General features: G+C 69.7%; 17 protein-coding genes and 2 pseudogenes. 13 read left to right on the forward strand and 6 right to left on the reverse strand.

From position 1 onward, the window contains the following. Positions 1-2 precede the first annotated feature (2 nt). The 8 genes from DXZ73_RS04075 (at position 3) to DXZ73_RS04110 (ending at position 12,362) form a co-directional block, all read left to right on the forward strand. On the forward strand, positions 3-4,442 hold the full coding sequence (locus tag DXZ73_RS04075) for a type I polyketide synthase (protein WP_116209655.1): 4,440 nt from the start codon (positions 3-5) through the stop codon (positions 4,440-4,442). 62 nt (positions 4,443-4,504) lie between these two features. Next, positions 4,505-4,762, forward strand: coding sequence for an acyl carrier protein (locus tag DXZ73_RS04080; RefSeq protein ID WP_116215400.1), 258 nt, complete (start codon positions 4,505-4,507; stop codon positions 4,760-4,762). Between the two features lie 3 nt (positions 4,763-4,765). Further along, positions 4,766-5,587 (forward strand): alpha/beta fold hydrolase, encoded by an 822-nt coding sequence (locus DXZ73_RS04085; RefSeq protein WP_116209656.1) that lies wholly within the window; start codon positions 4,766-4,768, stop codon positions 5,585-5,587. Then, positions 5,584-6,753, forward strand: a complete 1,170-nt coding sequence (locus DXZ73_RS04090; protein WP_116215401.1) for a glycosyltransferase — start codon at positions 5,584-5,586, stop codon at positions 6,751-6,753. The genes DXZ73_RS04085 and DXZ73_RS04090 overlap by 4 nt, the downstream gene beginning before the upstream one ends. A gap of 133 nt (positions 6,754-6,886) precedes the next feature. After that, positions 6,887-8,404 carry a hypothetical protein gene (locus DXZ73_RS04095; protein ID WP_162890016.1) on the forward strand — a complete coding sequence of 506 codons (1,518 nt, stop codon included), beginning with the start codon at positions 6,887-6,889 and terminating at the stop codon, positions 8,402-8,404. A gap of 384 nt (positions 8,405-8,788) precedes the next feature. Then, entirely contained in the window at positions 8,789-10,480 is a 1,692-nt protein-coding gene (locus DXZ73_RS04100) for a mycolysin (RefSeq protein ID WP_240351162.1), read from the forward strand. 110 nt (positions 10,481-10,590) lie between these two features. Further along, positions 10,591-11,496 carry a papain-like cysteine protease family protein gene (locus DXZ73_RS04105; RefSeq protein ID WP_240351164.1) on the forward strand — a complete coding sequence of 302 codons (906 nt, stop codon included), beginning with the start codon at positions 10,591-10,593 and terminating at the stop codon, positions 11,494-11,496. 14 nt (positions 11,497-11,510) lie between these two features. Beyond that, positions 11,511-12,362 (forward strand): hypothetical protein, encoded by an 852-nt coding sequence (locus tag DXZ73_RS04110; RefSeq protein ID WP_116209658.1) that lies wholly within the window; start codon positions 11,511-11,513, stop codon positions 12,360-12,362. A 394-nt stretch (positions 12,363-12,756) separates the two neighbouring features. Here DXZ73_RS04110 and DXZ73_RS04115 read toward each other — a convergent pair whose 3' ends face one another. The 4 genes and pseudogenes from DXZ73_RS04115 to DXZ73_RS04130 form a co-directional block, all read right to left on the reverse strand. Then, a complete protein-coding gene (locus DXZ73_RS04115) occupies positions 12,757-13,794 on the reverse strand; it encodes a sensor histidine kinase (protein ID WP_116209659.1) in 1,038 nt (345 codons plus the stop codon). Next, positions 13,787-14,398, reverse strand: a complete 612-nt coding sequence (locus tag DXZ73_RS04120; protein ID WP_240351165.1) for a response regulator — start codon at positions 14,396-14,398, stop codon at positions 13,787-13,789. Before DXZ73_RS04120 ends, DXZ73_RS04115 begins: the two co-directional genes overlap by 8 nt. Positions 14,399-15,288: 890 nt before the next feature. Then, the gene (locus DXZ73_RS40515; RefSeq protein ID WP_425315816.1) at positions 15,289-15,552 is read right to left on the reverse strand and encodes a transposase; all 264 of its coding nucleotides are present in this window, start codon (positions 15,550-15,552) and stop codon (positions 15,289-15,291) included. Beyond that, positions 15,536-15,742: pseudogene (locus DXZ73_RS04130) on the reverse strand (IS110 family transposase); the annotation flags it as partial. The gene DXZ73_RS40515 and the pseudogene DXZ73_RS04130, both read right to left, overlap by 17 nt. Between DXZ73_RS04130 and DXZ73_RS04135 the strand changes: the two are divergent. After that, positions 15,722-16,315, forward strand: a pseudogene (locus DXZ73_RS04135) (transposase); the annotation flags it as partial. The pseudogenes DXZ73_RS04130 and DXZ73_RS04135 overlap by 21 nt on opposite strands. Here DXZ73_RS04135 and infA read toward each other — a convergent pair. Both infA and DXZ73_RS04145 read right to left on the reverse strand, forming a co-directional pair. Then, positions 16,278-16,511: a translation initiation factor IF-1 gene (gene infA / locus DXZ73_RS04140; protein ID WP_116209661.1), complete on the reverse strand. Its 234-nt coding sequence runs from the start codon at positions 16,509-16,511 to the stop codon at positions 16,278-16,280. The pseudogene DXZ73_RS04135 and the gene infA sit on opposite strands and share 38 nt — an antisense overlap. 55 nt (positions 16,512-16,566) lie before the next feature. Beyond that, on the reverse strand, positions 16,567-17,364 hold the full coding sequence (locus tag DXZ73_RS04145; protein WP_116209662.1) for a GNAT family N-acetyltransferase: 798 nt from the start codon (positions 17,362-17,364) through the stop codon (positions 16,567-16,569). A gap of 1,088 nt (positions 17,365-18,452) precedes the next feature. Between DXZ73_RS04145 and DXZ73_RS04150 the strand changes: the two genes are divergently transcribed. The 4 genes from DXZ73_RS04150 to DXZ73_RS04165 all read left to right on the forward strand — a co-directional run bounded on the left by DXZ73_RS04150 (position 18,453) and on the right by DXZ73_RS04165 (position 26,604). After that, complete coding sequence (locus DXZ73_RS04150) at positions 18,453-20,273, forward strand: FG-GAP repeat domain-containing protein (RefSeq protein ID WP_116209663.1); 1,821 nt, start codon at positions 18,453-18,455, stop codon at positions 20,271-20,273. 46 nt (positions 20,274-20,319) lie between these two features. Next, on the forward strand, positions 20,320-22,788 hold the full coding sequence (locus tag DXZ73_RS04155) for a glycoside hydrolase domain-containing protein (protein WP_116209664.1): 2,469 nt from the start codon (positions 20,320-20,322) through the stop codon (positions 22,786-22,788). A 102-nt stretch (positions 22,789-22,890) separates the two neighbouring features. Continuing rightward, positions 22,891-24,450 (forward strand): transglycosylase family protein, encoded by a 1,560-nt coding sequence (locus tag DXZ73_RS04160; RefSeq protein ID WP_116209665.1) that lies wholly within the window; start codon positions 22,891-22,893, stop codon positions 24,448-24,450. Positions 24,451-24,525: 75 nt separating this feature from the next. Beyond that, a complete protein-coding gene (locus tag DXZ73_RS04165) occupies positions 24,526-26,604 on the forward strand; it encodes an FG-GAP-like repeat-containing protein (protein WP_162890017.1) in 2,079 nt (692 codons plus the stop codon). Positions 26,605-26,677 lie beyond the last annotated feature (73 nt).

A 26,677-nucleotide genomic window follows, 5' to 3' on the forward strand; every position in this document is an offset into this window, starting at 1 on the left:
GAATGAGCACGCATCACACGCCGTCCGGCCGACCCGCCGTCGCCATCGTCGGCATGGCGGTCCTCTTTCCCGGCGCGCCGGACCTCGCGACGTACTGGCGCAATCTGACGGCCGGGACCGACGCGATCACCGAGGTCCCGTCCGGGCGCTGGGACCCCTCCTTCTACGACCCGGCGGCCGCCCGCGACCGCTCGGACCGGGTGTACTGCCGTCGCGGCGGATTCGTCGACGAGCTGGCCGAGGTGGAGGCGACCCGGTTCGGGATCATGCCCAACTCGGTGCCCGGCACCGAGCCGGAACAGCTCATCGCGCTGCACGTGGCCGCCGGGGCGATCGCCGACGCGGGCGGCGAGGCGCGACTGCCGGACCGGGACCGGATCGGGGTGATCCTGGGCCGGGGCGGCTATCTGTCCCCCGGGATGGCGCGGGGCACCCAGTCCGTCCAGACGTCCAACCAACTGGTGCGCACCCTGGCGGAGCTGCTGCCCGAGCTGGACGCCGGCCTGCTGGAGCGGGTCCGGCGGGCGTACACGCAGCAGCTGGGACCGGACGAGCCCGAGCAGGCGATCAACCTGGTGCCCAACCTGACCGCCTCCCGGGTGGCCAACCGGCTCGACCTGCGCGGCCCGGCGTACACGGTGGATGCCGCCTGCGCGTCCTCGCTGGTCGCGGTCGACCAGGCGGTCGGCGAACTGGCCTCGGGCCGCTGCGATCTGGTGCTGGCGGGCGGGGTCCACCACTGTCACGACATCACGCTGTGGTCCCTGTTCTCCCGGCTGCGTGCGATGTCGCCGAGCCAGCGGATCCGCCCGTTCCACCGGGACGCGGACGGCCTGCTGATCGGCGAGGGCACCGGCGTGGTGGCGCTCAAGCGCCTCTCCGACGCGCTGCGCGACGACGACCGTGTCTACGCCGTCGTCCGCGGCACCGGCGTGGCCAGCGACGGCCGCAGCGGCAGCCTCGTCAACCCCGACCCCTCGGGCCAGGTGAAGGCGGTACGGGCGGCCTGGCGCGAGGCGGGGCTGGATCCCGCCGCACCGGGGTCGGTCGGACTCCTGGAGGCACACGGGACCGCCACCCCCTCGGGCGACGCGGCCGAACTGGCCACCCTGGCCGAGGTGTTCGGCCCGTCCGATGGCAAGGACCGGCCGGTGCTCGGGTCGGTGAAGTCGATGATCGGGCACACCATGCCGGCCGCCGGCGTGGCCGGTCTCGTCAAGGCCGCGCTCGCGGTGCACCACGGCGTACTGCCGCCGACCCTCCACTGCGAGGAGCCGCACCCGGCCCTGGCCCGTACCCGCTTCCGGACGATCGCCGCGGCGCGGGGCTGGGAGACCGGCGACGGGCGGACCCGGCGGGCGGGCGTCAACGCCTTCGGCTTCGGCGGCATCAACGCCCATGTGGTGCTCGAGGCCGCCCCCGGCCTGGACCGTCCGGCGGTGGAGGTCCGCGAACCGGAACAGGTGCTGCGGCTGGCCGCCGACACCCCGGAGGAGCTCGCCGCGCTGCTGGACGCCGACGACGCCGTCGTCCGCGCACGACGGCCCGCGCACGACGGACGCACCCGGCTGGGCGTCGTCGCCCCGGACGCCGAGCGCCTCGCCCTGGCCCGGAAAGCAGTGGCCAAGGGCGCCCCCTGGCGCGGGCGCGGCGACATATGGTTCTCCCCGGAACCACTGCTCGGCGGCCCTGCGGGTGGGCGGCTGGCCTTCGTCTTCCCCGGCCTGGAGGCCGAGTTCAGACCCCGGATCGACGACGTCGTCGAACGGTTCGGACTCTCGGCGCTGCTGCCCGCGGGGTTCGGCGGGTCCGGGGCCGATGTCGCGGACGTCGGACGGCACGGGGCCGGAGTCATCGCCGTGGGGCGGGTGCTGGACGCCGCGCTGCGCCGGATGGGCATCGTGCCCGACGCCGTCGCGGGCCACAGCATCGGCGAGTGGACGGCCATGGCCACCGCCGGGCTGTACACCGGGGACGCGGTCGACGAGTTCACCCGCTCCTTCGACCCGGACCAGGTGCGGGTGGCCGGGCTGTCCTTCGCCGCGCTGGGTGCACCGGCCGAGCAGGTCACCGCCGTGCTCGCCGACCGTCCCGATGTGGTGCTGTCGCACGACAACGCCCCGGAGCAGTCGATGATCTGCGGCCCGCCCGGCCAAGTGAAGGACCTGGTAAGGCACTTCCGGCAACGCGGCGTCATCGGGCAGGTCCTGCCGTTCCGCTCGGGCTTCCACACCCCGATGCTGGCCCCCTACCTCGACCAGATCCGGCACTACGCGGGCCTGTTCGAGCTGCGTCGGCCGACCGTGCCCGTCTGGTCGGCGACCACCGCCGCGGAGTACCCCGGCACCGAGGACGAGGTGCGGGAGCTCTTCGTACGCCACCTGCTGGAGCCCGTCCGCTTCCGGCCGCTGATCGAGGCCATGTACGCGGCCGGCTTCCGGGTCTTCGTCCAGGCCGGTGCGGGCCAGGTGGGCTCGCTCGTCGAGAACACCCTGCGCGGTCTCCCCCACCTGGTGGTGTCGGCCAACTCCCCGCACCGGGACGGGACCGCGCAGTTGCTGCGGGTCGCCACGGCGCTGTGGACGGCCGGCGGTGACCCGTCCACCGGGGTCCCGGTGGACGGTGGCAGCCACGCCCGCCGGATGCCGCCCTCGCGGCTGGACCTGGGCGGGAAGCTGGTGTCCCTGGACCGGGAGACGGTGGCCGCGGTGCGCTCGGCGCTCGCCGTCCGGCAGGGAACGGACTCCGGCGCGGTGCCGCCCGTCCCGGACGGCTCCCCGCTGGCCGCCGAGCTCCGTGCCCTGCTGAAGGACACCGCCGACACGGCCGTCGCGGTGTCCCGCGCCGCAGCGGCGTCCACGGTCCGCACCCTGCTGCGGGTGTCCACGGGCACCATGCCGTACCTGCGCGACCACTGCTTCTTCGCACAGCGCCCCGGCTGGCCCGACGAGGCCGACCGGTGGCCGGTCGTCCCGGCCACGACCGTGGTGCACCACATGATGGAGCACGCCGAACGGGCCCGGCCCGGGACGACCGCGGTGGCGGTGCACGAGGTGCGGCTGAACCGCTGGGTGGCCGCGGCCCCCGCCGTCGACGTGCCCGTGACCGTCGAGGCATCCGGGACCGGCCGGGCCGGTGTGACGCTCGGCGCGTACGCGCACGGCGAGGTGGAACTCGCGGACCGGTACCCCGGCGGCGCGCCCCGGCCCTGGCGGTGGGCACCCGAGGAGGAACGGGCCCCCGGGATCACGGCCGGGCAACTGTACCGGGACCGCTGGATGTTCCACGGCCCGGCGTTCCAGGGCGTCACCGAGTTGACGGCGGTCGGCGACGCGCATGTGCGCGGCGTGCTCACCGCCCCGTCCGCGCCGGGCGCCCTGCTCGACAGCGTGGGGCAGCTGCTCGGCTACTGGATCCTCACCACCCTGACCGAACGGACCCTGGTGTTCCCCGCCCGCGTGCGGCACATCCGGTTCTTCGGGCCGCACCCGTCGCCCGGCACCCGGGTCGAGTGCCTCATCAGGATCGTCTCGGTCACCGACGCCACAGTGGGGGCGGACGTGCAGCTGCTCCTGGGCGGTCGTGTCTGGGCGGAGATCCGCGGCTGGCAGGACCACCGGTTCGACAGCCGCACGGACACCAAGGCGCAGGAACGGTTCCCCGAGCAGCACACCCTCTCCGCGGTCCAACCGGGCGGCTGGGTGCTCCTGTTCGACGGGTGCCACGACCTCGCGTCCCGCGACCTCGTGATGCGGCGGCACCTCGGCACCGCCGAGCGCGAGGACCACGAGCGGCGCCCGCCGTCCGGCCGCCGCCAGTGGCTGCTCGGCCGCATCGCGGCCAAGGACGCGGTCCGCCGGTGGCTGTGGCAGCACGGCGAAGGGCCGGTCTTCCCCGCCGAGATCCGGGTGGACAACGACGCGTCCGGCCGGCCGCGGGTGACCGGTGCGCACGGCCGGGTTCTCCCCGCCCTCGACGTCTCGCTGGCGCACCGGGCCGAGGCCGCGGTCGCCCTGGTCCGGCCGCGCGGCACGGACGGGCGCCCGGCGCCGGTCGGCATCGACGTGGAGGAGGTCGCCCAACGGCCACCGGGGACCCTGGCCGCCGCCCTCGGCCCCGTCGAGCGCGAGCTCCTCGTCGCGCTGTGCTTCCGGACCGGTGAACCGCAGCCGCTGTGGTTCACCCGGTTCTGGGCGGCGAAGGAGGCGGTGGCCAAGGCCGAGGGCACCGGGCTGCGGGGACGGCCGAAGGACTTCGCCGTGACCGAGGCACGGGCGGACGCCCTGGTGGTGGTCGTGGGCGGCCGCCGGTACCCGGTGCGCTGCCGCACCATCACCAACCCGCAAGGCCTGCCGGAGAGGGAGTACGTGGTCGCGTGGACCACGGGTCCGGCCCCCGGGGACGCCCGGCCGGAAGACGAACGACAGGAGAGTAAGCAGTGAACAGCAGCCAAGCGGCGCCGACCGCCGCGACCCCCGAGGCCGTGTTCGAGGAAATCACCGGCATGCTCCACGCCGTCCTCGGCGAGTACGGGGGCGTAGTGAACGCCGGGATCACCATGGACACCCGGTTCCACGACGACCTGGACCTGGAGAGCATCGACCTGGTCACCCTCGGCGGCCACCTCCAGGCGCGGTACGGGGAGCTGGTGAACTTCGCCGAGTACCTGGCCGGGCTCGGGCTGGAGGAGATCATCGGCCTGACGGTCGGACAGCTCGTCGAGCACATCACCGGCTGCCTGCGGGCCCCCGGGGAGCGGTGACCCATGGCCATGATCGACGCCAACGGCCTTGCGGTGCACGTGGAACGGATACCCGCGCGGACGACGGCCGGCACCGCCCCGCCGCCCACCGTGGTGCTCGTCCACGGGATGCTCATCGACAGCCTCATCAGCTACTACTTCACCCTGGCGCCCCGGTTCGCAGCCGCCGGACTCGACGTGATCATGTACGACCTGCGGGGGCAGGGCCTCAGCGAACGGCCGTCGGCCGGCTACCGGCTGGAGGACCACCTCGACGACCTGGAGGCCCTGCTCGACCGGCTGGATCCGGTGGGCCCCGTGCACCTGGTGGGCAACTCCTACGGCGGCACCATCGCGTTCGGCCACGCGGCGCGGCACCCCGGCCGGGTGGCCAGCGTCTCGATGATCGAGTCGGAGCCGGCCACCGCCGCCTGGTCCCGCAAGATGGCGGCCAACCTCGCGCGCGGGGCGGAGGAGCTCGCCCGCGACGGCCTCTTCGAGGAACTCGTCGAGAAGCACGGCAAGCACGTGACCAAACGCATCCGGTCGGCCGCCCGGCTGCTGCACTCCACCACCACGGTGCGGGACGTCCCCGCCAGCCAGGTGCTCGACGAGGACGGGATCCGGTCGATGGGCATCCCCGTACTCGCCCTCTACGGCGCCGAGTCCGAACTCGCCGCTCAGGAGAGCTGGTTGCGGTCCCTCCTGCCCGTCTGCCGCACCGTCGTGCTGCCGGACCAGGAACACTGGGTCCTCGTCGGCGCCACGGAATCGACCGGCGACCTGATCCTCGAGTGGATACGGGCGCACACGCCCGTACCGGCGGCCGGGGACGCGATCCGGTGAGCCGCTTCCTGTTCGTGGTGCCACCCCTGGCCGGGCACGTCAACCCCACGATCGGCGTCGCCGCCGAGCTGGTCCGGGGCGGGCACCAGGTGGCCTGGGCCGGTCTGCCGGAGGTCGTGGGACCGCTGGTGGGCAGCGGCGCGACCGTGTTCCGGTGTTCCTCCCCGGACCTTGCCGACCCCGCCCTGCTGCGGCCGCCCTCGCTCCGCGGCCCGGCGGCGCTGAAGTTCCTGTGGGAGCGGTTCCTCGGGCCGCTCGCCGAGCACATGGCGCCCGGAGTGCGGGCGGCCGTCGGCGAGTTCCTGCCGGACGTCCTGGTGGCCGACCAACAGGCCGTCGCCGGCGGCCTCGTGGCCGAGCGGCTGGGGCTGGTGTGGGCCACCTCGGCGACCACCACGGCGGGCTTCACCTCGCTGTCCGGCCTGCCGAAGGTCGACTCCTGGATCGCCGGGCTGATCGGGGAGCTGCGGCAGCGGATCGGCGACCCCCGGAGCACCGCGGACCCCCGGCTGTCCGACCGGCTGGTGCTGGCCTTCAGCACCGAGGCCCTGGCCGGGCCGGTCCCGTCCGCAGGCGAACAGGTCCGGTTCGTCGGACCGTCGCTCGCCGCCCGCCCGACCGCGGACGACTTCCCCTGGCACCGGCTCGACCCCCGGACCCCCACCGTGCTGATCACCCTCGGCACGGCCAATGCCGAGGCGGCGCCCCGCTTCCTCGCCGCGTGCGCCGAGGCGGTGCGCGGACGGCCGGACCGGGCACAGGCGGTGGTCGTCGACCCGACGGGCACGGTGCCGGAGTTCGCCGACCGGGTGCTGGTCCGGCCGCACGTTCCCCAACTGGCCCTGCTGGAACGGTGCGACGCGGTGATCTGCCACGGCGGGCACAACACCGTGTGCGAGGCGCTGTGGTACGGCCTCCCTCTGATCGTCGCGCCCATCCGGGACGACCAGCCCGCCGTCGCCGCCCAGGTGACGGACGCCGGGGCGGGCGTGCGGGTCCGGTTCAACCGGGCGACCTCCGAAGTGCTGGGCGCGGCGCTGGACACTGTCCTCCGCGAGCCCGACTGCCGCGCGGCGGCCGGGAGGGTGCGCGCGTCGTTCCGCGCCGCGGGGGGTGCCACGGCCGCGGCCGTGCACCTCGAAGCCCTGGCGGCGAGGGCGAAGTGACCCGCCGGCCCGCAGGTCCTGCCGAATGAGAGGTGCCACCCATGCCAGGGATGGCATGTTCCCGCCATCCCTCTTGCGAGGAAAACAGCCCCCTCACACCGATCCCCCTCACACCAACCCACAAGGATCCACTATGCGCAACCCCCACAGAAGAGCGGCACTGGCACCAGTGCTGCTCACCTCCCTCGCCCTTGCCCTCGCCGGCTGCACGCCATTTGACAGCGGCCCCGCCTTGGGCGAGGCGGAGAACAGCAGTGAAGCCGGCGCCCCTCAGGGCGACGTCAGCCTCCGCGTGCCCTCCCCCCGGGGAACCGACCCCAGCGCGGTGACCATTCCGGCGGGCGGCGGCGTCAAGGCGCACAAGTCGGCGGTGAAGGTCGACTCCATCGACCGGGACAGCGGGCGCGCCGTCATCTCCCAGACCGTCGCGCAGGCCACCCCGAGCCCGTCCGGTACACCGGGGCCGTCGGCGACGCCTGCCGCGAAGAAGCCCGTCGCCGTGGGCGACATCATCGCCAGCAAGCCCGTGCCCGGCGCGCCCCAGGGCGTCCTGGCCAAGGTCACGAAGGTGGAGAAGAAGACCTCGGAGGGCACCGAGGTCCGTACCGCCCCGGTCGATCTCTCCACCGTGCTGGGCAACTCCAAGGTCGAGAACAAGCTGCCCGTCGACCCGTCCGGCTTCAAGGCCGATTCGCTCGTCCCGGGGGTGAAGTTCTCCTGGGCCAAGCGCGGCAACGTCCACGCCGGACCCGAGGGCCTCAAGCTGCCCTTCGGCAGCCTGCGCGTCGACGTCGACACCTCGGTCGACACGGAGAAGGGCGCGAAGGGGGAAGGGGTGGAAAGCCCCACCAAGGCGTCGTTCAAGGGCTTCGTCCAGCTCGCGCCCGAGGTCGACTTCAATTACTACGGCCGCGGTTCCGGCGACGGCCCGTCGGGGGCCGGCCTGCGGCTGAGCGGTGACTGGTCCTCGGGGTTCCACTTCAAGGGGCGGACGGCCCCCACGACCAACGGCAAGCCGATGCGGATACCGTTCGTCGTCCTGCACGCCAACCCGACCTTCTACATCGGTGAACTTCCGGTCACCGTCAACATCGACCTCACCTGCTACGTCCTGATCGACGCCGACGGAAAGGCGAGCCTGGACGTCCAACAGGACCCGGTGAAGGGCGACTTCGCCCTCGGCTCCGCGTTCGGTCTGAAGGAGGGATGGCAGCCGGAGGCCAAGGCGAACTTCACCCCCGCGACACTGAAGGCGAGCGCCTCGGCCGCGGTCAACGCGAAGGTCCGGTTCGGCACCGAGGCGAACCTCGGTCTCTACGGCAGCGTGGGCGTGAAGGGCGACGTCGCCGCGCCGTACGTGCGCACCGAGGTCAAGGGCGGGGCCGGCGGGTCGACCGAGGGGAAGGCCGCGGCCGACGCCGACTGGAAGCTGTTCGCGGGAGTCGACCTGGAGGGCTGGGTCATGCCGTATCTGAAGATCGGCGGCGTACAGGCGCTCGCGGTGCGCCTGCCGATGCCCAAGGTGCAGCGCGAGGTGCAACTCGCACACGGCAAGGGAGCCATACAGATCCCCCAGCCACGCACTCCGCAGGACGACACGAAACCGGGTGACAAGGACCAGTCCGGCGGAAGCAAGCCCCGGCACAACTGACACACCGACGCTCAGCCCACACGGCAACGCAGAGGAGGTGAGACCCCGTCGCCGTGTGGGTGGCCGGTGCGAGCGTGGGGCCCGTTTTTCCATCCTGGCGGGCCACCGTCGGGCCGACGCATTCCGGTTGCGTGCGCCCCAATGCCCTTTATTTATTGCGGGTTTACCGCAACATCGCAGGTGACTGTGCATCTATTCGCCTTCTACGTCATGCAGTTGCATGCCGAATGTGACATGCGCAATCCATATGACGTAAAGTCTCGGCGAGTTGTCGCTCAAGACACTGCCGTTTACCAGTGATTGACGATCGCGGCAGTGCCCACCCCCCACGGTTCGAATCGGCGTGCACCGGACCCGTCGTGCACGCCACAGAAAGGCATGCCCATGTTCCGAATACGAATACCGAGACCCGCGGCGCTGATCGCAGCGGGCGGCATAAGCGCCTGCATCGCCACCGTCGCCGTACCGCCCGCCTACGCGGTCACCCCCACCCCGGCGGACAGCTGCACTGTCCGTCCCGCGGACAAGAACTCCGAAGCGCCGCTGAGCTGTCTCGGCGTCACCGCCTCCCTCGAGCACCTTCCCGCCATCGGAGAGCGGACCACCCTCACCGTGGCCGTCACGGCGCAGACCGACGTCAAGCGCGCCGGCCTCTCCCTCCAACTGCCGCCCGCCCTGCGGATCGTCGACCGGAACCCGGCCCTCGCCGCGCCCACGACGGACCCCTTCGGCCAACGCACCAGCCGGACGCTGGCCCTCACCCCGGGCACCCGCACCATCAGGCTCAAGGTCGAGGCCGTCGCCGCGGGCCCCGCCCAGATCCAGGCGGACATCAGTGACATCGACCGCCCCGACCCGCGCCGCGCCGGTCACGCCTCGGTGGAACTGACCATCGGCAAGGTCAAGGGCTCCACCGCCAAGGGCATGTCCGTCACCAAGGCCGACGCGACTCCGGCCGACGGGCCCACGGCACACGACCGCCCGGCACGCCCGGGCGCCGCCGCCCCGGCCGCACCAAGCACTCCCCCACAGGCCGCCGCCCCCGGCAAGCCCTACGCCCCGGTCTGCGTCAACGGCACTCTGCGCAACCGCTTCCAGTCCTCCGAGGGCGGCAGCTGGAACCGCAAGGCCGACCGGGACCTGCCGGTCAGCAACGCCAATGTCACCCTCTGGGGCAGGGCGACCGCAGGCGGCAGTACGCAGAAGCTCGCCACGGGTCTGACCGGCAACGGAGACGGCACGTTCAACCTCTGCTACACGCCGAGCGCTTCCGTCACCTCCCAGGTCTGGGCGGAGTTCCAGACCCAGGCCGGCAGCATGTGGTCGGTCGTCGACGGATACAACCGCCGCTACTCGACCACCTCGAACGCCCTCAGCAACGTCTCGGGCAACAAGAGCCTGGGCACCGTCTACGCCAACAGCGGCCAGAGCCGCGCCTGGCACGCCTTCGACACCCTCAACAAGCTCTGGTGGGACCGTGGTTCGACCAGCACATGCTGGACGAGCAACGAAAAGGACGGCCGCTGCTCCCCGATCACCGTCCAGTGGTACCCGGGCTCCCAGGACGGTACGTACTGGACGAACCGCGACGACAAGGTCCACCTCGCGGACAGCGACCCCGACTCCGGCCACACCACCGTCCACGAGGCAGGCCACTCCCTCATGGGCAAGCTCTACAACGGATGGTGGCCGAACGTCACCAACTGCTCGCCCCACTACGTCAACCGCACCTCCTCCACCACCTGTGGCTGGACCGAGGGCTTCGCCGACGCCGTGGCGTTCCGCGCCTTCAAGGACACCGTCATGACGTGGGGCAACGGCAGCTCCACGAACCTCGCCAACGACCGCACCACACGCGACATCGATTGGGGCGACGCCTGCGAGGCCCGGGTCGCCACCGCACTGGTCGACCTGTGGTCCCAGGTCGACGGCGGCTGGACGAAGAGCAACACCATGATGTCCCGCGAGCGCCAGTCCACCTTCCGTGAGTACTTCCTCACCGACCGGCCCGCGTACGGCCTGGACAGCGGAGCGAAGGCCCGCAACATCCTCTACAACCACACCATCCAGTACTGATCCGCCCGATCGGTACCCGAAGAGCATTCTTCACCGGATACGGCCTCACCACCTTCTGGCTGCGGCGAGGCCGTATCCGCCCTCACCGATCAGCAAGAGAAGAATCCCCCATGCACAGATTCCGTAGATCAACCCGCATATCACCGCACACACACGCCGCCCCTGCGTCAAGGCGCAAAAAGGCACTTCTGGCCACGACGGGCGCCGCCGTCCTGTCCGGCGTACTCCTGCTGAGCATCTCCCCCCAGGCCCAGGCCAGCGTCACCGGCACGGTCACCGGCGGGCGAGGCAACTTCAGCACCGTCAACCAGCGGTCCCAGCCGTCACTTTCGGCCGACATCACCGGAAAGTCGTGGGCCGGCGACCAGATCCCGATGACCTGCCGTACCACCGGCGACGTCGTCGAGAACAACTCCCGCTGGATCCGGTCCGGCAAGTACTACATCGCCGACGCGTTCATCCGGGAGAACACCGGGACGCTGCCGGTCTGCACCTCCACTCAGCCCACCGACAAGCCCACCGGCGATCCCACCGGCCGGAAGGCCCTCGACATCAGCATGCAGAAGCAGGTCAAGGACCAGTGGTGCTGGGACGCCACCGGTCTGACCATAGCCAACTTCTGGGGCTACACCCGCTACGACCAGTACGACTTCTGCCGCCTGGCCGCCCAGAACAACCGGCTGGACTGCAACAACCGCCCCGCCACCCTCGGCGACATGGCCAACGCCCTCCGCAGCATGGGCTTCCGCAGCAGTGGCAACGACCTCTACCGCAACGCTTCCTTCGGCGAGACCCGGACCGAGATCGCGAACGGACGTCCGTTCGCCGTCCGTATCGGCTGGAACTCCGGCGGCGGCCACATGAACGTCGTCTACGGCTACGACAGCACCAGCAACATGATCGCGGTCGGCGACCCCTGGCCCACCACGAAGACCTACACCTGGTGGAACTACTCCGCCTACTCCGGAAACAACTCCTTCCGGTGGACCCACACGCGTACCGGCATCCAGGGCTGAGGAGACCACCGACCATGCACCGTACGACCAGACGCGCCGCCACCCTGTGCGCGGCCACTGCCGTCGCCGCCCTCTGCGGAACCGTTCCCGCGCAGGCCGCCGACGGACCCACCACCCCCGCGGCGACCGACTATACCGCCGCTCAGCAGGTACTGCGCTCCGGCAAGGTCCACGACACCGTCACCCGCTTCCTGACGGCCGTCGCGGGCCACACCCCGGACGGCGGCGCGGACGGCGGCACGGCCGGCGCCCCGCCCAGCCCCGCGCAGGCACCTGCCGCCGCACCCGGCTTCGACCTCAAGAAGCCGGTCCCCTTCTACGAGCTGTCGCCCGAGTTCGTCGCCGGCAGGACCGAGGCCACCGCCGGCGCGGCTCTGCGGCTGTCCTACCTCGCCTCCCGCGTCTCGGCCGCCAACGGCCGTCAGGCCGCCGTCCTGCTCGCCCCGGAGCAAGGCGGCCGTGCCTGGCAACTGGCCGGCATCCGCGACGGCGACGCGGACATCAGCGCCGCCGAACGTGGCACGGACCAGGCGCAGACCTTCATGGAGCCGCAGATCCACGGTTGGTACCGGCTGACCGGCAGCGGCTCCGTCGAGCCCCTCAACAAGGAAGCCCGGACAGCCCTGCAAGGCAAGCCCCGCGTCCCGCTCGCGGCGTACCAGCAACTCGTCGCCAAGCGCTACGGCGACAAGCTCCCCGGCTCGGCCTACGACCGCAAGGGTCTCGCGGGCGGCTACGCCCTCGCCGAGGAGCAGGCCGCCTCCGCCCCTTCCCGCTCCTGGCTCCCGGCCGCCTCCGGCGCGGCAGCCCTGGCGGTGTCGGGCGCGGCGGTCCTTCATCTGCGCCGCCGACGCCGCTCGGCCTGATACCGCCCGCAGCCGGGCGCCTGGCTGTGGGGCAACGGACCCCCGCCGGTTTCGGCGATGATGTTCGGCAGCGAGCCGCCCGATCCCCGGGATGGTGTCGAAGTGGTCCAGGGGCTTGTTCCCGCCCGTCCAGGAGCCCGGCGATCCGGGCCTCGCCGGGCGTGCGGGCGCACGCGGGCAAGAAGCGTTCGCCGAGGTCCGCTCCCGCCGAGCGTAGATGGGTGAACTCGGCCTTCACGTTCTGCCGGGCCACGATGCAATCCCTCTCCGTCCGCGCGGTGGTGCCGCGGTGCCCCGGAGGAGTCGGAGAAGAGTCCCGCGTTGTCCCCCCGGATCCTGCCCCTGGTCGACCAGTGCCGGCCAGGGGCAGGCTGGTGCCGACGCGGTCGGCCGGCTAGGACGCGCGGGTTTTCCGGCAGTTGCGCAGGGGGAACACGGCCCGGACGACCGTGCCGGTGGCGTCGGCGGTTCTGGCGCTGAATGTGCCGCCGTACGCCTCGCAGCGCCAGCGCATGCCCTGCATGCCGTACCCCTCGGTGGCTCTCGGCGGGTTCGGGCCGAGGCCGCGTCCGTCGTCGGTGACGGTGAGGCTGATGCCCTCGTCGCGACATGTGAGGGCAAGGGTGATGCGCCGGGCGTCGGCGTGCTTGACCACGTTGGTGAGCGCTTCCTGGGCGACCCGGTAGACGGCAAGATTCACGCCGTTCTCCCCTGTGCACGCATGGGGCCGGTCGCCCTGGACGTCCACGTCCACCACGAGCCCGTTCTCGGCGGCGACCTGTCCGGCGAGGGAGGTGACCGACTCGGCGAGCCCCAGCCCTTGGACGGCTGCCGGGCTCACGGTGGCGATGATGCGGCGCAGCGTACCGGCCTGTTCGTCGAGGGTGCGGGACGCGTCCTCCATCGCCGCACGCAGCGCACTGAGGTCGTCCAGTGCGCGGGCCGCATCGAGCCGCCGCCGGGTCAGTGCCAGCAGCTGGAGGACTTCGTCGTGCAACTCGCCCGCGAGCAGGCCCGCATGGTGCTCCTGCCGCTCCACCATGGCGCTGGCGCTTCCCCGGCTGAGGACCACCTTCATCTCGGGCCAGGCCGGGACGGCGTACACCGATGCCGCCAGCAGGAACGCCATGGCCACGTGGTCCATCGGTGTGGAGTGCGCGAACCGGTCCACGCTCAGGACCGTGAATCCGCAGCAGATCATGATCAGCACCCGGCGGGCCCGCCGCAGCCCGCAGGTCAGCAGTGCGAGGACACCGGTGGCCAGGGCGACGCTCAGGGTCGAGATCGACCGGGGCGGCATCCGGTCGTGGGCGAGGAAGTTGACCACGTAGGCCACGAGGCTGACCAGGCTGACCGCGACACAGAAGCTGCTGAGTGCGCCCAGGTCGAGCGGCTGTCGTGCGGTGGCCGGCCGGGCGGTTCCGCTACACATCGGCGGAGCGGTTCTGCCGGGCGTACGCGACGAGGTCGGCCCTGGTGACCAGGCCCAGCCGGGCGCGCAGAGCAGCCCTGACGCTCTCCACCGTGCGGACGCTGACCGTCAGCCGCGCGGCCACCTCACGGTTGGTGTGCCCCTCGGCGAGCAGGCCCAGGACCTGCCGCTCCCGCAGTTGCAGTTCCGGCTCCCGGCCCTGCGCACGGGCCAGCCCGGCACCGAGCGAGGGCTGTACGTACCGTCCTCCCGACGCCACCATCCGTACCGCCAGGACCAGCTCGGACACTGGACTGCTCTTCAGCAGATAGCCTGCGGCACCCGCGGCCAGTGCCCCGCAGATGATGGCCCGGTCCTCGTAGCAGCTCTGCACGAGAATTCCCATCTCCGGTGCCGCGGCGAGGAATTGGGGAATGGCCTTGAGCGCCAGCCCCGACTCCAGCTTCATGTCCAGCATCAGCACATCGGGCTGCTGCTCGGAAACGATCTCCAACGCCTCGCGTTCACAGGCGGCCTCCCCGACCACGATGAAGCCCTCAGGCTCCAGGAGCGCCCGGGTTCCGGCTCGTACGGTCGGATGATCCTCGGCCAGGACCACTCGCACGGGACCCCCCACCTTCTGCATAGCCTTTTCGGGCACGGGGAAACATGGCTGCTTTGTCGCCCCATTGGATGCATTCACCTTCCGGTGTAGTGGCCAATCTTGTCAACTGACGGAATTCCTGCAACGGACAGTCAAAAGTTCAATTTCCTGCGGCCGACCCGCAGAAATCTTGCGGACTTCTACGGACTTCCCGCAGCGGGCAGGTCGGGGGCGGCCGTTTCGTCCGAATTGCCCACAGGACGTCCGGCGATCACGAGAAAGAAAGGGGTCCGAGATGTTCTCCACGCTCTTCGACATCGCGACCAGCCCGACCAGCCATGCCCTCCAGCGGTTCCAGCATCTGGACGCCATGACCTTTCGGGGTGATTGCACTGTCTGCACCTAAGAGCCCGAATATCCCGTCTTGACGGGAAAAATATGCCACTGGTGAAGAAAGAAGGCTAACGCGGATGGCCCCGTTAGGCTTCGCGGTAAACGCCTTCACTTAAGTGATCAAGTGGACTTTCAGTTGAGATCCGGCCATTCCGGACGCGAACACCTTTCGCCGGAAGAGAGCACACCAACCCTCGTTCTCTTCCGACCCCTCAGGCCCACTTAACGCACAGCATATGACTCCTCATCAAAAGTGCATCCCGGTAACGCGGTCCGGAGGAATTCCAGGCTATTCCTCATCGGTGTCCGGGCATCACAGGACCCGGCAACCGGCCACGAGCACAAGGACACGACCCGCCACCACATGCCCCCGCCGGAGCAAACCGACGGGGGCCCTCACCTCTCACGCCCCTATGACGGGGGGCATGGCTGCGCGGGCAGAGGCGCAGCCGGGTCTGCACGATCAGGGGCAGGGCGGCGTTGGCCTGCCGGTCGCCGCCACGGTTGAGGCGACGGTACTACCGACTGCCCGAGGAACGCTCGACAGGGCTTACCCCGCGCAGTGCGGCGAAGGACGCCTCACCACCCAGGCACTCCGGATTGTCGCCCATCGTGATCAGCAACGTGACGGCCGTGTCCGGCCCGATGCCCACCGGGGCGAGCAACTGCGGGAAGTGACGTTCGACGAGCCGGGCCAGGCGTTGTTCCAGGCCCCTAACTTGTCCGGTGAGCTGCTCGATGCGCTGGGCCAGCAGGCGCAGGACCCTCGCAGCCGGCGTCACGAGCGACGGCCGGCGGCAAAGCGCCGATCGAGGCGGGCTGGCCAACCACCAGGAGCAGGGTGCCGTACTTCTTGATGAGCTTGTCCGGCATGGCCCGCATCTTCGGCTCGCTGTTGGGCAGCGGCTTGTCGATGACCTGCTTGCCGTCCGGCGTGAGGCCGGTGGCGCGGTGTTCGCCCGACTCAAGCAGATCGCGCTGGAGTCCTACGACCGGATCGTCGGGCTCGTGCTCGATCAGATCGCCGTCGACGGCTGCATCACCAGGGCCCCCGGCGGCGAGGACACCGGGCGCTCACCGGTCGACCGCGGCAAACGGGGCCTGAAGCGCTCGGATATGACGGATGGTCACGGCATCCCGCTCGGCCGTGTCCTGGTCGGAGCAAACCGCCACGACTCCCCGCTGCTCGCACCGACCCTGGACCTGCTGGACGCTCTCGGGCCGCTTCCCGACGACATCACCATCAACCTCGACGCCGGCTACGACTCGGACAAGACCCGCACCGGACTCGCCGCCCGCAACCTGCGCGGCCGCATCGCCCACAAGGACGAGAAGGCACCGGTCCAGGCCAGTCAGCGGTGGCACATCGAGCGCACCCACGCCTGACAGAACTCCTTCCACCGCCTCGCCCGCTGCTACGAACGCCGCACGACAGTCGTCAACGCCTTCTTCGACCTCGCCGACACGATCATCACCGTTCGCAGCCTCATCCGCGGGGCGATCGCGCTCACGTCCGGTACCGGTAGAGGATCCGACCCCGGGTGAGGTCGTAGGGGCTCAGCTCCACGAGCACCCGGTCGTACGGGAGGATCTTGATGTAGTTCTTCCGGATCTTCCCGCTGATGTGCGCGAGCACCTTGTGCCCGTTCTGCAGCTCCACCGTGAAGGTGGCGTTCCGCAGGCACTCGATGACGGTTCCCTCCACTTCGAGACCGCCCGATGTTTTCGGCAAATCACTCATTCCTGGAGTCGATGACTGTGAAAAACGCGGGGACGCGCTGAGATGTGGCGGCGCCTCAAAGGCGCACCAACTCCAGATTTCCGCCCGTGCACCGGGCGCCGACGCCCTCGAAGAGCGCTACGGCCGCGGCATTGGATTCGTCCACCTCGGCCCATACCGATTCGGCCCCGGAGCGGTGCAGCGAACCCAGCGCGTGGGCCAGCAGCGCCCGCGCGATGCCCCGGCGCTGCTCATCGGCCAGGACCGAGATCAGCCCGATCCGCGGCCTTCGGGTGACCGGCGCCACCCGGATCAGCCCCACGTACCGACCGGACAGTTCCGCGACCGCGTACTTCGACGGGTCCACGATCGTGACCCCAGCAGGGCGGGGCAACACCTCGGCCGGCATCGCCTGCCAGCCGACCGTGGCCTCGACCTCGTCGCGAATCGCCCGGTCCAGCACGCGCAGCAGGGCCTCCTGCGCCTCGCCGGCGGGCACGATCGTCACAGCCGACGGCCGTCGCACCGCGTCGAGCCCGGTGACCCGCGGGTCGGTGGGCACGGCGTACTCCCGCTCACGGCGTCCTGTCGTGAAACCGGCCCGCTCCCAACCGGCCCTGACCTCGCGGTCGGTCTCGTCGACCACCACGTACAGCGGCGTCGACAGGTCCGCCACCATCGCAGCGGCGAGCCGGTCGAAGACCGCGCCCTGCCACGCATCGATGCTGACGAACATCCGCCCGTCGGGCCTGCACGCTGCGTCGCCGCGACCGACCTCCCGGTCGTCTTCGACGGCGAGCCAGTGCGTCTCCTCGACCCGTGTGATCGTCACCGGGCGCTCCCCGGCGCCCGAAGAGAGATGCGATGTATTCATAGTGATGGCCTTTCAAGAGTGCCTTGTCGGTCGAGGCACTCCCGAGGACACCTATGTCACTCGCGCACCGTGAGGGAAAGGGGGAGCACCCACTTGAGAACAGCGTTCACGGGTCTCACCTCCTAGCGGCCTGTCACGGTGTTCCGCACGCTACCAAGCGGGCGGCATCCCGCCCAACCCATTTTCCGCGGACGCTCCCCGGCCCCCGCCAGGCAACGCGGTCCCGGGACGGCCGGGTGGTGCCGGGCGGGCGCTCTCGAGGACCGACGCATGCATGGAGACTCAACGCAGGACTCCTGGAACCTGCCCCCTGGACGTGGTCAAGCAGGCAGCGAACCGGCTACGGCCCGCAGTGCTTTGCTCCGTCGCTCGCGACCTGCGTCAGCGCCACAGGGAGGACTGCCGGGCCGCTGATGCCGGAACGGCGGCAGCCCCAGTGGATGGGACGGGACGACCGCCGGCGGCTCGGCAGCAGCGCCGCGAATCGGTCCCACAGCGGGTCAGCCAGCCATGATGACGGCACTGGCACAGGCCCCGTGATCACAGAGGGTCACAACTCCATGATCGCAGGGAACCTGTGCCCGCCCTGGCGCCGCCCACGGGCCCGGACGCTCACTCCTCCTCGTCCGCATCATCAGCAAGGCATCCGCACTGTTCCTGGCGCGGGCGCCTCGCTCGGCGTGCTTGGCCTACGGCGCGATTGGCGTGCCGGCGGGGGCAGCGTCCACCTTCTCCTCGCCGAAGTTCTCTCCACCGAAAAGTTTTTCCGCGAACCTGTCACATCTTCGGCACATGAAACGTCAGGGCAGTGACGGTAGTTGAAGCCGTTGCCCGACGATTCCGAAGGAGACCATGGGATGGCTACGCATGTGCGGACCCTGGAGTGGCGGACCACGCCGACAGGAATCAGCCTTCCGCCGCTGATCTAGCCGTCCGTCCCACCGTTCACGAACACCCCTTGCCACACCTCCCACGCGGCCCCCGCATTCGAGCGGTCGGCTAACGACGCCCTGCAACGCCGCGTACACCACCCACGCACCTCGCCACGCCGAAGGCTGCCCGAAAACAGAAGGCTGGAGAAAGCACACATGAAGATCTCTCGAATACGTCATGCGTCATCCGTCGCCGCCCTGGTGACAACTGCACTTGCTTTCACGGCAGTCGGCACCGTCGCCCCGACGGCCGTCGCCGACTCCCGCGCGGCCGCCGCTTCCGGGGCTCAGGACGACCGCCCGAGCCCGGGGCAGGGCACCCCCACCTCGGAGCTCCAGCACAAGGGCCTGATCTCGTCGAGTCTCGCGGCCAAGCCCATCACCCGCAGCGAGACCCTCAGACGCGCCGCCGGCTGGTTCGGCAAGGGCCTCCACTACAGCGGGTACAACACCTATCAGGGCTGGCGCACGGACTGCTCCGGTTTCGTCTCCATGGCCTGGGGGCTGCCCGGCCCGGGCGAGACCACCGATTCGTTCATTCCCGCGGGCATCGCCCACGAGATCTCCAAGGACGAGCTGAAGCCCGGCGACGCGCTCAACAACAAGGCGCCCGGCAACGACGGTCACGTCGTCCTGTTCGAAAAGTGGGCAGATTCCTCCCAGTCCTCCTATTGGGGTTATGAATTCAGCAGCAGCGGTCTGCACCACCATGTGATCCCGTACACCTACTTCTCCAGGTCCGAGCAGTACCGCCCGATCCGCCTCAACACCATCGTGGACGACGACACGGCCGCAGGGCCCGCCGAGGACAACGCCCGGGTCCAGGGCGACTTCGACGGCGACGGCCGCGACGACGTGGCGGTGCTCTACGACTACGGCAGGAAGGACGACCGCAGTCGCTCGGCCCTGTGGACGTTCAACAGCAACGGCAACGGCTTCAACAGCCCCAAGCAGGTGTGGGACAGCGGGACGGCGGAGAGCTGGAACTGGGCCTCCAGCAAGTTGGCGGTCGGCGACTTCAACGGCGACGGCAAGGCCGACATCGGCGTCCTCTACAACATGGGCGCGACCGAGGACGGCCGCAACCGCACCAAACTGTTCGTGTTCACCAGCACCGGCAGCGGATTCGCCGCCCCGGTCAAGGTGTGGGACAGCAACGACGACCCCGTCAAGAGCTGGAACTGGAACGCCAGCAAATTGACGGTCGGGGACTTCAACGGTGACGGCAAGGCCGACATCGGGGTGCTGTACGACTACGGCAAGGACGACGACCACAACCGGACGGGGCTCTGGACATTCACCAGCACCGGCAGCGGGTTCAACAGCCCCAAGCAGGTGTGGGACAGCAACAACGACCCGGTGAAGAGCTGGAACTGGGACGCCAGCAAGCCCGTCTCCGGCGACTTCAACGGCGACGGAAAAGCCGACATCGGCGTCCTCTACGACTACGGCAAGACCGACTCCGGCAGCCGCACCGGACTCTGGACGTTCAACGGCAATGGCAGCGGATTCAACAGCCCCAAGCAGGTGTGGGACAGCAACAACGACCCGGTGAAGAGCTGGAACTGGGACGCCAGCAAGCCCGTCTCCGGCGACTTCAACGGCGACGGCAAGACCGACGTCGGCGTCCTCTACGACATGGGCCGCACCGAGGACGGCCGTAACCGCACCAAGCTGTTCACCTTCACCGGCACGGCGAGTGGGTTCAACAGCCCGGTCAAGGTGTGGGACAGCAACGACGACCCCGTCAAGAGCTGGAACGCGTCCGCCAGCAAGCCCGTCGCAGGTGACTTCAACGGCGACGGCAAGACCGACATCGGCGTCCTCTACGACTACGGCAGGACCGACTCCGGCAACCGCGCCGGGCTGTGGACCTTCACCAGCAACGGTAGCGGCAGCGACAGCCCCAAGCTCGGCTGGGACAGCAGCACGGACCCCGTCAAGAGCTGGAACTGGAGCGCGAGCAAGCTCGGCTGACCGGCTTCGCCCCTCCTCACCTCACTGTTCGGGAGAGCCACCACACATGCGAACCATACGAATGCGAAGAACGAACGGCGTGGCCTTCGCCGCCGCTGCCGCCCTGATGGCCCTCGCCGCCTCCGGCACAGCCGCGGTCCAGGCCGCGCCCTCGAACGCCGGACGGTCCGGCACCACTCCGATCACCTACCGTGGCCTCACCCTCGACGTACCCTCCGGCTGGCCGGTCGTGGACCTGGAAAAAAGCCCGGACACGTGCGTGCGGCTCGACCGCCACACGGTGTACTTGGGCCACCCCGGCACCGAACAGTCCTGCCCCTCCCATCTGGTCGCGGACAAGACGGACGCCCTGATATTGGAGCCGATCACCGGAGCGGGCGGCCAGGACGTCTCCCACGCACTGCGCGTCCCTGCCGGGACCTCGATGCCGCACGAGCTGCCGGTGACGTACGACCACGAGACGAAGGTCGCCGTCGAAGGCGCCGGAGTCATGGTCACGGCCTCCTACGGCACGTCCAGTACGACGGTCGCCGCCGTCCTCGGCTCGGCTCGCCCAGACGCGACAGCCAAGCCGACTCCCCTGCCCGGCAAGGCGGGCAGCGGCCTCGCGGCTCCACCGGTTGCCGCCGTCACGGCCGACAAGGGGTACACAGGGCTGGGCTTCGAGTCCTGCACCGCCCCTTCGTCCGCCGCGATGAAGGCGTGGAAGGCCTCGTCGCCCTACGGGGCCGTCGGCATCTACATCGGCGGTCGCAAGCGGGGCTGTGCGCAGCCGCAGCTCACCAGCGACTGGGTGCGTCAGCAGACCGCCGACGGGTGGCACTTGCTGCCTCTCTTCGTGGATCTCCAGGCCGGCGACATCTCTCCGGCCACCGCGGACGCGCAGGGCCGCGAGTCCGCGGACGCCGCCGTGGCCAAGGCGGCGGACCTGGGCCTGGGCCCCGGGACGGTCATCTACAGCGACATGGAGCACTACGACAACCGCTCGTACCGGGCCCGGGTCATCGACTACGTGTCGGGGTGGACCAGCCGCCTCCACGAACGTGGCTACCGCTCCGGTGTGTACGCAAGCGAAACGAGCGGCACCCCGGACCTCGCCTCGGTGGCCGACGACGCCAACTACGCGTCGCCCGACGTGCTGTGGTCGGCGAACTGGAACCTCAAGGCCGATGTGTCGGACGCGTCGATGGGGCTTCCGGGCCCCGGCTACTGGCCCAATGGGCGGCGCATCCACCAGTACCGCGGCCAGGTGAACGACACCTACGGCGGTGTCACCCTCGCCATCGACCGCGACTACGTCGATGTCGCCCCGTCCTCGGCCCTGCCCGCACCCGGCGGAGAAGACGGTTCGTCGCGCGTCAAGGGCGACTTCGACGGCGACGGACGCGACGACGTGGCCGTGCTGTACGACTACGGCAAGGACAGCGGCGTCAGCCGGTCCGCGCTGTGGACGTTCGCGGGGACCGGCGGCGGCTTCGGCGCCCCGAAGAAGGTGTGGGACAGCGCCGCGGCGTCGGACAGCTGGAGCTGGTCGGCCGCCAAGCTGACGGCCGGCGACTTCAACGGCGACGGAAAGACCGACCTGGCCGTCCTCTACAACATGGGCGCGACCGAGGACGGCCGCAACCGCACCAAGCTGTACGAGTTCACCAGCAACGGCAGCGGATTCAACAACCCGGTCAAGGTCTGGGACAGCAACGACGACCCCGTCAAAAGCTGGAACTGGAACGCCAGCAAGCCCGTCTCCGGCGACTTCAACGGCGACGGCAAGACCGACATCGGGGTGCTGTACGACTACGGCAGGGACGGCGACCGCAGCCGTACCGGCCTGTGGACCTTCACCAGCAACGGTGCCGCCTTCGCCAGCCCCAAGCTGGTGTGGGACAGCAGCGCGGCCTCGGACAGCTGGAGTTGGGCCGCCAGCAAACCTGTCTCCGGCGACTTCAACGGCGACGGGAAGGCCGACATCGGCGTCCTCTACAACATGGGCCGCACCGAGGACGGCCGCAACCGCACCAAACTGTTCACCTTCACCGGCACCACGAACGGGTTCGACAACCCGGTCAAGGTGTGGGACAGCAACGACGACCCCGTGAAGAGCTGGAACTGGGACGCCGGCAAGGTAGTGGGCGGCGACTTCAACGGCGACGGAAAAGCCGACATCGGCGTGCTGTACGACTACGGCAGGACCGACTCAGGCAACCGCACCGGGCTGTGGACCTTCACCAGCACCGGCAACGGATTCAACAGCCCGAAACAGGTATGGGACAGCTCCACCGACCCGGTGAAAAGCTGGAACTGGACCGCCAGCAAGCCGGTCGCCGGGGACTTCAACGGCGACGGCAAGACCGACATCGGCGTCCTCTACGACTACGGCCAGACCGACTCCGGCAACCGCACCGGACTGTGGACCTTCACCAGCAACGGCACCGGATTCGGTACACCCCTCTTGGGCTGGGACAGCGCAACGGATGCCGTGAAGAGCTGGAACTGGCGGTCCAGCAAGGTGAGTTGATGCCCCCCTTGTGAGACGTGCGGCACCCGTCGGCGCCCGTCCGGCCCGGTTGCGGCCCGGCCGGACGGGCCCGTCATTCAATGGAAGGAAGAAGTGGATCCCTTGATACGCAAGACCCGCACCCCCCGCAGGAAGGCCGGACGCGCGGGCGCGGCGGCGGTGTCGGCCTCCGGCATGCTGCTTGCGCTGTCGGTCACCGGCGCCCCCGCCCAGGCGGCATCACTCGCCACCTGGGAAAAGATGGCCCAGTGCGAGAGCAGCGGGGACTGGGGATACAACCAGGCACCGTACTACGGCGGCCTGCAATTCCTGGAGAGTACGTGGGTGGCGTACCACGGAACGGACTATGCGCCATACCCCTATCAGGCCACCAAGGAACAGCAGATCCGGGTCGCGCAGCGGGTCCTCGACAATGAGGGCGCGGCTCCCTGGCCGCACTGCGGAAAGGAAATGGGGCTGGCCGACGACGACGCACGCCCCTTCCCCGACGCGCCGGACGACGGCGCCTCCGCCCGGGTCAACGGTGACTTCGACGGCGACGGACGCGACGACGTGGCCGTGCTGTACGACTACGGCAAGGAGGGCGGCGTCAGCCGGTCCGGACTGTGGACGTTCTCCGGGAGCGGTGGCGGCTTCGGCAGCCCGAAGAAAGTCTGGGACAGCGGATCGGCCAGCTGGAGCTGGTCGGCCGCCAAACTGGCCGTCGGCGACTTCAACGGGGACGGGAAGGCCGACATCGCGGTCCTGTACGACATGGGCCGCACCGAGGACGGCCGCAACCGCACCAAGCTGTACGAGTTCACCAGCAACGGCAGCGGATTCAACAGCCCGGTCAAGGTCTGGGACAGCAACGACGACCCTGTCAAAAGCTGGAACTGGGCCTCCAGCAAGCTGACTGTCGGCGACTTCAACGGCGACGGCAAGGCCGACATCGGCGTCCTCTACGACTACGGCCAGACCGACTCCGGCAACCGCACCGCCCTATGGAACTTCACCAGCAACGGCAGCGGGTTCAACAGCCCCAAGCAGACCTGGGACAGCAACAACGACCCCGTGAAGAGCTGGAACTGGGAAGCCAGCAAGCCCGTCTCCGGCGACTTCAACGGCGACGGCAAGACCGATATCGGGGTGCTGTACGACTACGGCAAAACCAGCTCCGGCAATCGCACCGGACTGTGGACCTTCACCAGCACGGGCAGCGGATTCAACAGCCCCAAGCAGACCTGGGACAGCGGATCGGAGAGCTGGAGATGGTCAGCTGCCAAGGTGGTCGGCGGCGACTTCAATGGCGACGGCAAAGCCGATATCGGGGTGCTGTACGACCTCGGCAGGAACGACGACCGCAACCGCACCGAACTGTTCACGTTCGCGGGAAACGGCACCGGCCTCAACGCGCCGACAAAGGTGTGGGACAGCCGGGACGACAGCGCGGTGAAGAGCTGGAACTGGGCCACGAGCAAGCCGGTCGCAGGGGACTTCAACGGCGACGGCAAAACTGATATCGGCGTCCTCTACGACTACGGCCAGACCGACTCCGGCAACCGCACCGGACTGTGGAACTTCACCAGCAACGGCAATGGATTCGCCGGCCCCAAGCTCACGTGGGACAGCCGTACCGACCCCGTCAAGAGCTGGAACTGGAACATGAGCAAGGTCGGCTGAGCCATTCATGTCGTACGGAAGAGAGAAGGAAGGATGAAATACCGACTGAGAACGCTGCTCACTTCCATAACAGGCGTGTGCGCCCTGATCGTTCCGGTGCATTCGGTGGCGCAGGCGGCCGGGCCGGAGCAGGGGCGTTCTGCGGTGTCCGCAGCCGCCGTACGGGATCAAAGTCCGCCGACGCTGCTCGCCGAGCCGGAACTGCGTGTCGTCTCCTGGAACATCTGCGGGGAGGCCGGCGGGCTGCGCGGCCAGGACGGCTACTGCCCCTACCGCAACGATCCCCAGGCGAAGGTCGACCAGATCGCGCAGGTGGCCGCGGAGCGCAATGCCAATGTCGTCATGCTCCAGGAGGTGTGCGGCGAGGCGCCCGGAAGCCATATGGAGCGGCTGCGCGCGGCCCTGGGCAGCGGTTGGTCGATCGCGCACGCCCCGGGAGCCCGCCCGGACGGGACCACGAACTGCCGGGGCGGGCTGAGCGGCACGTTGGGCGTGGGGATCGCGGTCAAGGGGCGCGTCACCGCGACCACCGCGACGAACACCGTGCCCGGGGGCGGCGACCAGCAGACCCTGCCCATCCTCTGTGTACGTGTCGAGGGCTGGTCGACCAGGATCTGCACCACCCACATCCTGTCCGACCCTGCCGACCCTCGCAGGCCGGGGCAGATCCGGAACGTGAAGAACGAGATCTGGCCGGACCGCTATCAGCTGGTGCTCGGCGGCGACTTCAACATGTTCCCGGACACCGCCGAGCTCAAGCCGATCTCGGACGAATTCGACGAGTGCGACCGCCGCTCCTACGGCGCCGGTGACACGGTCAACGAGGCCACCCATCACTCCTGGGACGAAAAGGGCGGACACGTATGGCGCAAGCGTGACCACATCTTCGCCTCGTGGGGAGAATCGGCGAGTCAGTTCACATCCTGCGAAGTCGACCGGACCCGGATGGACACCACCGAGAACGCGCCCGACAGCGGTCCCCCCAACGGGTATTCGGACCATGCGCCGATCATCGGCTACCTCAAGCCGCCGCGGCACCTGAGCACGTCCGGGGACTTCGACGGCGACGGCAAGGCCGACCTCGCAGTGCTCTACGGGCAGGGGAGGACCCCGGACGGTCACAACCGCTCCAGCCTGTGGATCTCCAACGGTTCCGGTACCGGAGCGGAGGCCGGATTCGCCGCGCCGCGCGAGGTCTGGGACAGCGGTGCCGACAGCTGGAACTGGTCCGCGAGCGCGCTGGCCTCCGGGGACTTCGACGGCGACGGCAAGACCGACCTTGGCGTCCTCTACAACTACGGCAAGGACGGCGACCGCAACCGCACCGCGCTGTGGACCTTCAAGGGGACACCGAACGGCTTCGAGGCACCCCGCAAGGTGTGGGACAGCCGCGACGACACGGCCGTTCCCAGTTGGAACTGGTCCACGAGCAAGCTCGTCGCGGGCGACTTCAACGGCGACGGCAGAGCGGACATCGGCGTCCTCTACGACTACGGCAGGACCGGCTCCGGCAACCGCACCGGGCTGTGGACCTTCACCAGCAACGGCACCGGATTCGCCGGTCCCAAGCAGGTCTGGGACAGCTCCACCGACCCGGTGAAAAGCTGGAACTGGACCGCCGGCAAGCCCGTCGCAGGTGACTTCAACGGCGACGGCAAGACCGACATCGGCGTCCTCTACGACTACGGCAACCGCACCGCCCTATGGACCTTCACCAGCAACGGCAACGGATTCGCCGGTCCCAAGCAGGTCTGGGACAGCGGATCGGAGAGTTGGAGCTGGTCCGCCGCCAAGCCGGTCGCCGGGGACTTCAACGGCGACGGCAAGACCGACATCGCGGTCCTGTACGACTACGGCAGGACCGGCTCCGGCAACCGCACCGGGCTGTGGACCTTCACCAGCAACGGCAACGGATTCGGTAAACCCCGCCTGGCGTGGGACAGCTCCACCGACCCGGTGAAAAGCTGGAACTGGACCGTGAGCGAGCCGGTGGCCGGGGACTTCAACGGGGACGGCAGGGCCGACCTCGCGGTGATGTACGACTACGGGAACGCGGCCAACGGCCGCAACCGCACCGCGCTGTGGTCCTTCACCGGCCGTGGCACGGACTTCGCCACCCCGCGGGCGAACTGGGACAGCAGCACCACCCAGTGACCCGAACCGTTCGACTCCACAACAGCACACGGCACACGAACCGGCCAGGTTCTTTGCAAGTGGCCCGATCCGG

Origin of the sequence: Streptoverticillium olivoreticuli subsp. olivoreticuli, assembly GCF_003391135.1 — a bacterium.
Taxonomy (GTDB): domain Bacteria; phylum Actinomycetota; class Actinomycetes; order Streptomycetales; family Streptomycetaceae; genus Streptomyces; species Streptomyces blastmyceticus.